12 protein-coding genes are annotated in these 7452 nt (G+C 50.9%); 3 read left to right on the plus strand and 9 right to left on the minus strand.

Features of this window, described 5'->3' with window-relative positions; genetic code table 11:
- Positions 1 to 112 precede the first annotated feature (112 nt).
- The 9 genes from AK963_RS23050 to AK963_RS23090 all read right to left on the minus strand — a co-directional run bounded on the left by AK963_RS23050 (position 113) and on the right by AK963_RS23090 (position 5173).
- The gene (locus tag AK963_RS23050) at positions 113 to 409 is read right to left on the minus strand and encodes a hypothetical protein (RefSeq protein WP_066017755.1); all 297 of its coding nucleotides are present in this window, start codon (positions 407 to 409) and stop codon (positions 113 to 115) included.
- Positions 410 to 420: 11 nt separating this feature from the next.
- A complete protein-coding gene (locus tag AK963_RS23055) occupies positions 421 to 624 on the minus strand; it encodes a DUF4224 domain-containing protein (RefSeq protein WP_066017756.1) in 204 nt (67 codons plus the stop codon).
- A gap of 199 nt (positions 625 to 823) precedes the next feature.
- Complete coding sequence (locus AK963_RS23060) at positions 824 to 1150, minus strand: hypothetical protein (protein ID WP_139117602.1); 327 nt, start codon at positions 1148 to 1150, stop codon at positions 824 to 826.
- Positions 1151 to 1161: 11 nt separating this feature from the next.
- Positions 1162 to 1683: a single-stranded DNA-binding protein gene (gene ssb, locus AK963_RS23065; RefSeq protein WP_066017758.1), complete on the minus strand. Its 522-nt coding sequence runs from the start codon at positions 1681 to 1683 to the stop codon at positions 1162 to 1164.
- Between the two features lie 111 nt (positions 1684 to 1794).
- Positions 1795 to 2706 carry a YqaJ viral recombinase family protein gene (locus AK963_RS23070; protein WP_066017759.1) on the minus strand — a complete coding sequence of 304 codons (912 nt, stop codon included), beginning with the start codon at positions 2704 to 2706 and terminating at the stop codon, positions 1795 to 1797.
- Positions 2707 to 3552: an ERF family protein gene (locus AK963_RS23075; RefSeq protein WP_066017760.1), complete on the minus strand. Its 846-nt coding sequence runs from the start codon at positions 3550 to 3552 to the stop codon at positions 2707 to 2709.
- Positions 3542 to 3889 (minus strand): hypothetical protein, encoded by a 348-nt coding sequence (locus tag AK963_RS23080; protein ID WP_175404609.1) that lies wholly within the window; start codon positions 3887 to 3889, stop codon positions 3542 to 3544. The genes AK963_RS23075 and AK963_RS23080 overlap by 11 nt, the downstream gene beginning before the upstream one ends.
- Positions 3858 to 4190: a hypothetical protein gene (locus tag AK963_RS23085; protein ID WP_066017762.1), complete on the minus strand. Its 333-nt coding sequence runs from the start codon at positions 4188 to 4190 to the stop codon at positions 3858 to 3860. The genes AK963_RS23080 and AK963_RS23085 overlap by 32 nt, the downstream gene beginning before the upstream one ends.
- 353 nt (positions 4191 to 4543) lie before the next feature.
- The gene (locus AK963_RS23090; protein WP_066017763.1) at positions 4544 to 5173 is read right to left on the minus strand and encodes a LexA family transcriptional regulator; all 630 of its coding nucleotides are present in this window, start codon (positions 5171 to 5173) and stop codon (positions 4544 to 4546) included.
- 191 nt (positions 5174 to 5364) lie between these two features.
- On the opposite strand from AK963_RS23090, the gene AK963_RS23095 reads away from it, so the two are divergent.
- The 3 genes from AK963_RS23095 to AK963_RS23105 are packed head-to-tail and all read left to right on the plus strand — an operon-like array spanning position 5365 to position 7132.
- Positions 5365 to 5895 (plus strand): helix-turn-helix domain-containing protein, encoded by a 531-nt coding sequence (locus AK963_RS23095; RefSeq protein ID WP_066017764.1) that lies wholly within the window; start codon positions 5365 to 5367, stop codon positions 5893 to 5895.
- On the plus strand, positions 5892 to 6215 hold the full coding sequence (locus AK963_RS23100) for a hypothetical protein (protein WP_066017765.1): 324 nt from the start codon (positions 5892 to 5894) through the stop codon (positions 6213 to 6215). Before AK963_RS23095 ends, AK963_RS23100 begins: the two co-directional genes overlap by 4 nt.
- Complete coding sequence (locus tag AK963_RS23105; RefSeq protein WP_066017766.1) at positions 6212 to 7132, plus strand: hypothetical protein; 921 nt, start codon at positions 6212 to 6214, stop codon at positions 7130 to 7132. Before AK963_RS23100 ends, AK963_RS23105 begins: the two co-directional genes overlap by 4 nt.
- Positions 7133 to 7452 lie beyond the last annotated feature (320 nt).

Here is a 7452-nt window from a genome sequence, read left to right on the forward strand (position 1 = left end):
GATCATCCTGAGTTTTAATCTGACTGGCTATTTGATCTACCAGTTTTTCGTTGATTTCAACGCTCATTGTTATTCTCCATTTTGGAGTATTAACGACAAGCGTTTACACAATTTAAATTACATTCCCTTCTTTGGTGTATTGCCAGTCCTGCCCCATAGAGCGAAATTTTTTAGATTGTCTGTATTCGATTAATAGCCATTGTAAAGTCTGGTCTGTGGACTGCTCCATGCTTTCAACGGCCATGTAGAGCTTGGACATGGGCATGGTATCTGGGCCAAGCACAATGTCATTGCCAAAGATGGATTTTTTGCCGACACGGCCGTGGTAGGGGCGATAGATGTAACGCCCTTTGTTTCGGTAAACCCCTTGGGGGAGTTGCGAATTTTCTTCTTTTCGTTGTCTGCCCATCAGTACAGCTCCTAGAGAAACCTGAGAGGTTGTTCTTTCTGTTGTGACTCGTTGCCGATCAATGGCTGATTAATGGCGGCGTAAGTAGTTACTACCTCGCCTTTTCGTGTATAGAAAAAGGGTATCCGGTTTTTGATCATCCATTTAATCAGAGCGGTTTTCTGCTTAATACCTACCCACTCCATCAGGACAGGCTGGGAAATAAGTTCTTCCATGTTTACCCCCCCCCTCGTGACTAAAATCTAAACATGCTGCAGTTGAGTGCAAGACAATTCATCAGATTGAATAGGCGGTTGTTGTTCAATATGTGAGAAATAACGTCCAACAAGGTCTGTTTTAAACCCTCTAACCCTTCTCGATATCTACTGTTCATCGCACGAATCTCTCTAGTAACCAGTTGAGATATACTTTGATTCAGTGTGTGGTCAGTTGAACGTGGCCAATCAAATTCGTGTCATTTTCACGAATGCGCTGAAGAATCAGGGCAGTCACCAGCATGGCCTGATCACGAGCATATGGACTTTGTAAGCCAACGGTAATTGCCACAATCAGTGCTGTCATTTCAACCAGTATGCTTTCAGCATCTAATTGCTGGCCCTCCATCTCGTCACCAATCCTGGCGGCAATCCTGATTTTTTTAGCCAGCTCAGCTTTCTCTTTTTGCGTGTTGATGCCAGCAGCGATGTTTTGTTGTATTTCGATAGCCAGAGCCAGGTCGTCTTCATGTAACCGATTCATCATGTACTCCATTTTCAGAAAGGAATCGAATCATCAAAGTCGTCATAACCGCCCGCTGGCTGGGCAGGCTGCCCTGTGAGGGCGTTCGGGTATGGGCTCTGCTGCGGCTGTTGAGACTGGGGCGGTGATACCGGGTTCTGTTGCTGCGGTTGCTGCGGTTGCTGTGGATAGTGCTGTGCAGGCTGGTCGTTCAACTTGTCCAGAATCTGCATCTGTCCGTTAAAACCATTGATGATGATTTCGGTGATGTAGCGATCCTGTCCGTTGTTGTCCTGCCATTTCCGGGTCTGGAGCTTGCCCTCGATGTAGAGCTTGCTGCCTTTGCGCACCAACTGCTGGGCAATCTCTGCCAGTTTGCCGAAGACAACAATGCGGTGCCATTCGGTTCGTTCCTGCTGTTGACCCTGCTGGTCTTTCCACTTTTCCGAGGTAGCGAGGCTGATATTCGCTATGGCATCACCTCCGGGGGTGTATCGAACGACGGGGTCCTGCCCGACATTACCCACAAGAATGACTTTATTGACGCCTCTGGCCATGGTGGTATCTCCTGATGTTGTTATTGGTTAGCCGGTACCCGGGTATTAATCACGAACGTACCGGCATGGGTTATCCACAGGTTGGAGTCTTTTGCTGGGGGGGCGGTTCCCCTACAACGTTTTGACCGTCCATGTGATGGACTCTCCGCCTCGAAAGGGTTCCAGGTCTTTGGCTGAGGCTTCTGGCAGCATCGCTTTAAACGCGGCTTTCCATTTAATGGAGCCCTCTTTGTGGGTGGGATAGAGTTGCAGTTTTTCGCCTTTGGTTTTCAGCCCGCCGGTCAGGTTGATCAGGGTCTCTCTGGCTTTTTCCAGCTCGGCCTCAGCGGTTTTCTTCTGGCTCATGGCCTGAAGGTATTCCTGTTCGGCATGGCGGAACGTGGCGTCGTTGCGGTTAACGGCCTCCTGATAAGGGGACTGGGTCTTTCCCGATGCCAGCTCACGCTGGTATTGCTCAAGGTCCGCCTGGAATTGCTGCCAGCCAGAGATCAGGGCGGCACGCCGATCCTCCTGTGATTCGTAGTAGACCGTGCGGAAGTTGTCCGCCGTACCGTCGGAGCAGACCAACAGGGCTCGTTCGGCTTGTTCAGCCACCAATAACTGGTGTTCCAGCTGCCAGTAGTAAACCGGCTCCAGTCCTTCCCCCTCAATTTGGGCAATCAGCTTGTTGTTCCAGAGCTTGTGTTCGAAGACCAGGGTTTTATCCAGATTCAGTCCATCAAAACTGGCCAGCAGGGGCAGTCCGTGCACCGTGCGAATGCCGGTAACCGGAAACAGCTCCTGTCCTTCACGACGTTCAACCAGGGGGCGGGCTTTGGCTTCAGCCGCATGCCCCTGATCAAATTTCTTCTGCTGATATGGGGTGACGACGGGACGGTAGCCGGTGGCTTTCTGATAAAGCAGCTCAATCCGTTTGGTATAGGGGCTGTCGCCCATCATGGCCGGTGCTTCACTGGCGGTGAAATGTCCCAGCCGGAAAGCCAGCCATTCAGTCGAACCCTGTTGTATATCGATCAGTTGCATTTAATGACCCTTTCTATGGATGGATTGCAGGTGTTTGACCTGTTGGGGCGTAGCGGGAGCCTTGCTGTTCATGCTGATGATGATGTCCTGCACGGTGTTGCGGCCGGACTCGATTCGTGCAGTCCAGTCCGGCAGGTTCAGTTGGAAGTCTCCATCGGGATAGGCTGATGGTTTGTCCTCTTCTTCCGTTTTGATATCCGGGGAGTAACCATCCACGTCCTCATCGGTGCAGGCCACGCCGAGGATGCCCACCAGGGCAATACGACGCAGATAGGTGACGGCCGATGACATTTGCTGGATCGGGTTTTTCTTGCCGCTGCTGTCCATCGGGCCGGAAACGGTATTGCTGATGGAGTGGCCGGATACGTGGCCCAGATGGCAGGTAATCGAGATCACGGTAACGGTCACTGGTCGTGTTTCCACGACGCCGGGTTGCCGTTCTATTTCCTTATGTTTCTGCACCTCTTTCTGCGACTGTTCAAACCAGTAACTGAGCCCCACCTTATGCAGCACCGGCTGGACCGCCTGCACCACGTCATCCATGGAGGCATAGCGATAGGACATCGTGCCGCCTTTACTGGTGGTGAAGCTGGCCGTTTTGCTCTTTTTGACCACCGGCAGTTCTTTTTGAAAGGCGGCAAAGGCGTGGTTGAACTGCTGCCTTGCCAGGCCTTCCTGACCCTGTTCGTAGAGTGTCATCACCCGTTCCAGGGTTGCTATATCCGAGCCTTTTTCCAGTGCCCTGTTAAGCAGCTGGCCCATTTCGGTGAAGGTCGTGGCATCCGGCGTCACCAACGGTTCGGCTTCACGGGTGATCATCGTCTGTTCTTTCTTTTTAGCAGGCACGTTGTCGCTCCTTATCGTGATTGATCCGCTGCTGCAGAGCCGACAGTCGGTCTTCGAGGTCACTGATCAGGTTGTTGTAATCGGTGAGTGTGCAGTTCATTGCCCGCTCTTCACGCCATGGGGTCACTTCTCCCTGGATCAGTTCTTTCAGGCTGTCAGGGTGGGTGCGAATACTCAGTACTTCAGTCAGACGACGGATCAGATTGTTCATGTGGGTCAGGTTGTAGGAGAAGCTATTGAACTCCAGCCATTCAGTGATCCCGTCTTCGATACAGCTCTCCAGTGGGCTGTCTTCACACTGTTGGTTAAACACGGCAGTAGCCTCGCTTGCTGGCATAGTTGATAATGTCCCAAGCGGAGAGCCGGGCGTGTTCGTCGTTGCAGTCGTGAGCCAGTTGTTTAACAGCCAACCAGCGATACCCCTGCATGGGGTGGTACTCTTCCAGTGTGAGAAACTTCAGGAAGTCGATCAGGTGCATGACACCTAAGCCGCTGATGGCGATGGGTTGCTGCTGTTCAAGCCGTTGCTGAAAGTCGGACTCGATGTGCTCAAGTCGGGATTCGATGGTGTCTTCGAGGGCTTGCTGGGCATCAATGGCGTTGAGATGCCGATTGAGGTCGCGGGAAACGACGTCCATGAAGGCTCCTTTTTATTGTTAATAGGTAGATAACAAAAGTTATATATAAAATTAGACAGACATAACAAATGTTAGTTAGATGTTATTTTTTAATCGCCTTTAAATTAACGATTGGATTTTTCTATTATTCAAATGTCATACAGGAATTGCAGAGCAGATAGGTAGAGACCGGTGAGCCAAAGATCAGCCAGTCAGGGTTTGGATGTACCATTCTCGAATTCACAACAACGTGAGAGTGTCTTTACAATATTTAAAATATTGGGATTGAGAGGTTGGTTGGGGAAGGTGGGGCGTGAATGGCTACTGACGATACAGGGGATCAGTAGCCCGAAGGTTTACTTGCTGAACCGCCGTTATAACGGGCAACTGAATCCAACGGCAGTGCCTTTGTACAGCTCCTTGAAATCGCCGGTGTAGGTGATTTTCAACTCTGTATAGAGGGGGTTAATCACTTTAAACACATGTTGATTGGCTCCCAGCCGTTGCCAGACCCGCAGCAGCATCTGTCCATCCAGTTCAATGAGTACGATTTTGCCGGGTGTGGGTTCCATCTCCTGATCGATTTGCACTGTGCTGCCAGTGGGTATGTGTACTTTCTCCGCATTGGTCGGATCGATCATTGAGTCATTGTCCAGCCGGATCAGAAAACTCTCACGATCCGACTGAATAAAACGAACACCGGAATCTTTCTGAATGGCTTTCTGTTTGTCGTTAATCTCTTCGTAAAAGGCATTGATATCGTCAAGACTGATGACCGGCAGTGCGTTGGGATCAGGTTCTTCTTCACCGGTATCCAGCCAGTGAACGCTGACATCCAGTACCTTGGCGATGGCCATCTTCTTTTCCAGTTTGGGGTTTCGGCCCTTATTCATCCACATACTGTACAGGGCAGAGCTGCAGCCAATCTCCCGGGCGATCTGGGCGTCTGTCAATTTCAACGCTTTGGCTTTCTGTTTTACGCGATCTGTCCAGTGTGTTGACACGTTATTCCCACCGTTTCGTTATTCCATGTTTGGTGAAAATTTATCACAGATGCGGACTTTGAGAATCCCTTCATAAAGCGATCTGTTGAATTAAGGCTTTACAAAAATTAATGAAGCTGGTTATTGTTAAGTGCAAGACTAACAAAAGTTAGTTTTAGATCGATAAATAATTACAAAATGGAAGGTTGATCATGGAACTGCCTGACAATAAACCCTGGGAAAACCTCTACAGAACCCGGGAATCCGCCAGCCTCACCCAGACCCAGATGGGGTTTCTCATCGGTACCTCCAGTTCACAGTACGGAAAAATCGAAGCGGGACACATCAGTATGGACCTGCATCGCATCCGTATCTGCCACCTGCTGGGCGTGAAGTGGCCCCAGCTGAACGTGGCACCGGACGCATACCACCAACAGTATCTGGATCGTGCCGTTAAGGTTTTGCTGCATCGGCTGGATTCGATCCTTGAAGTGATTGGCTGTGATGCGGATCAGCTGGATGACCGAGCTGTGGTGGCTGTCCCTGAACCATTAACGGAAAACGCACCGGACATTATTCCCCGGGACACGGCTTACCCACGTCCCGACCATTCTCCCATCGCGCTGCGGATCGATGCCCAGGGGCAGCCTGTGCTGATTCGCAATGACGTGGAAGTGGTGATCCAGAATACCGACGCCCCGATCATCGGGCTGGCACTGAAAGCCATAGGAGGCACAGCATGAACCAGGAACGTCAAAACACGACGGTGAGTGAAGAGAGTGTACCGGAGACCTGGTATGACATTCCGTGGCCTATTCGGGGGCATCAACCTCACTTTGAGATGACCCACGATATCTACGATGAGCTGGTGAAAACCTATCCCAGCATCCATGTAGAACAGGAACTGATCAGTGCTTATCTCTACATGAAGGATCGTTTTCCGGGGTGTAGTGAGGGACGGTTCACGCGGTTTATCACCAACTGGATGGAGAAGAACGAGCAGGTCAAGCGCAAGACCAACCGGTGGTTTGGTGGTGCTGCAGCTGATGGGAGACGCCCATGAAAGGATTTGGAAAAGTCTCCGGCCAGTTTTGGATCAGTGATGATATTCAGTCGCTGTCGGATAAGGCCAAGCTGCTGGCTCTTTATCTGCTGACCACAGGGCACGGGAATCTGATTGGTATCTTCAGGATGCCCAAAGGATACATTGCCGCTGACCTTAACTGGGATGAGCCGAGCGTTGAGCGAGCGATTACCGAGCTAACGACGAGCGGTTTCCTATTGGCCTCTGAGCATTGCCATTACATCTGCATTCCCCAGTTCATGGAACACAATCCCGTGGACAATATCACTCAGATTGATGCCCGGCTGAAGCTGCTGGTCAGGCTTCCCGAATCGCTACTGGAAGACCTGCCGGAAGTGACCTCCGTTATTCAACGGGCGGTGTCGAAAGCCAGTGATTACAGGGGGTCGAAGCAAACCGATGTTTTACTGAAAACCGCTCGGGAGATGCTCGGAAAATGCTCGGCAGAATCTCGCCTAGAGAATAAGAGAAATAGAGAAGAAGAGAATAAGAGAAATATTTACAAGACATATGTGCAGTCTGACGACCGCACGCCCCCCAGGACGGGGGAAGTGCCATCAAGTGCGGGGAGCACGACTGAGCAACCCGGTCCGGTGACTCAGAAACCCGCTGAAAAACCGGATGAGCTGTCAGCAGACTTTGAGCAGTGGTGGACGAACTTCCCAAAACGTGAGGGCAAAAAGGGCTACAAGCAGAAAACCTTCAACAAGTACCGGAAGCTGATTCGGCAAGGGGGCTTCACCCCTGAACAACTGCTGGCCAACCTGATGGCCTACCGTCGCTACTGTAACGAAACCGGCACCACCGGCACCCAGTACGTGATGACCACGGAACCCTACCTGAATAATACCGACAACCTGACCAATCTGTGGACGGTGGTTCATGGTATAATTTAATTACTATATAAGTCTTTGAAATATAGTCTATCTCCCTATATACGCAAACCGCTATATACCCGCTCTCCCGCCCTCTAGCCGCCTAGCGCCCCGCTAGTATAGCCCCGCTATAGAACGCCCCGTGAGCGCCCCTGAAATAGCCCCATATACTGGTGAGCAAGAAAAATAGACGGGAAGGCTGGTGTGAATAGTAAGCAGTGGGGAGTCATAACTGACCAATAAGTAGAAAGCAGGGGTTCACTCCTGCCCGGAGTTTTTATATCCTGCACCTCCGTACATTAACCATAAGATCACCCGCACTTTTACAATTTGCCACCGTC

Origin of the sequence: Endozoicomonas atrinae, assembly GCF_001647025.1 — a bacterium.
Taxonomy (GTDB): Bacteria; Pseudomonadota; Gammaproteobacteria; order Pseudomonadales; family Endozoicomonadaceae; genus Endozoicomonas; species Endozoicomonas atrinae.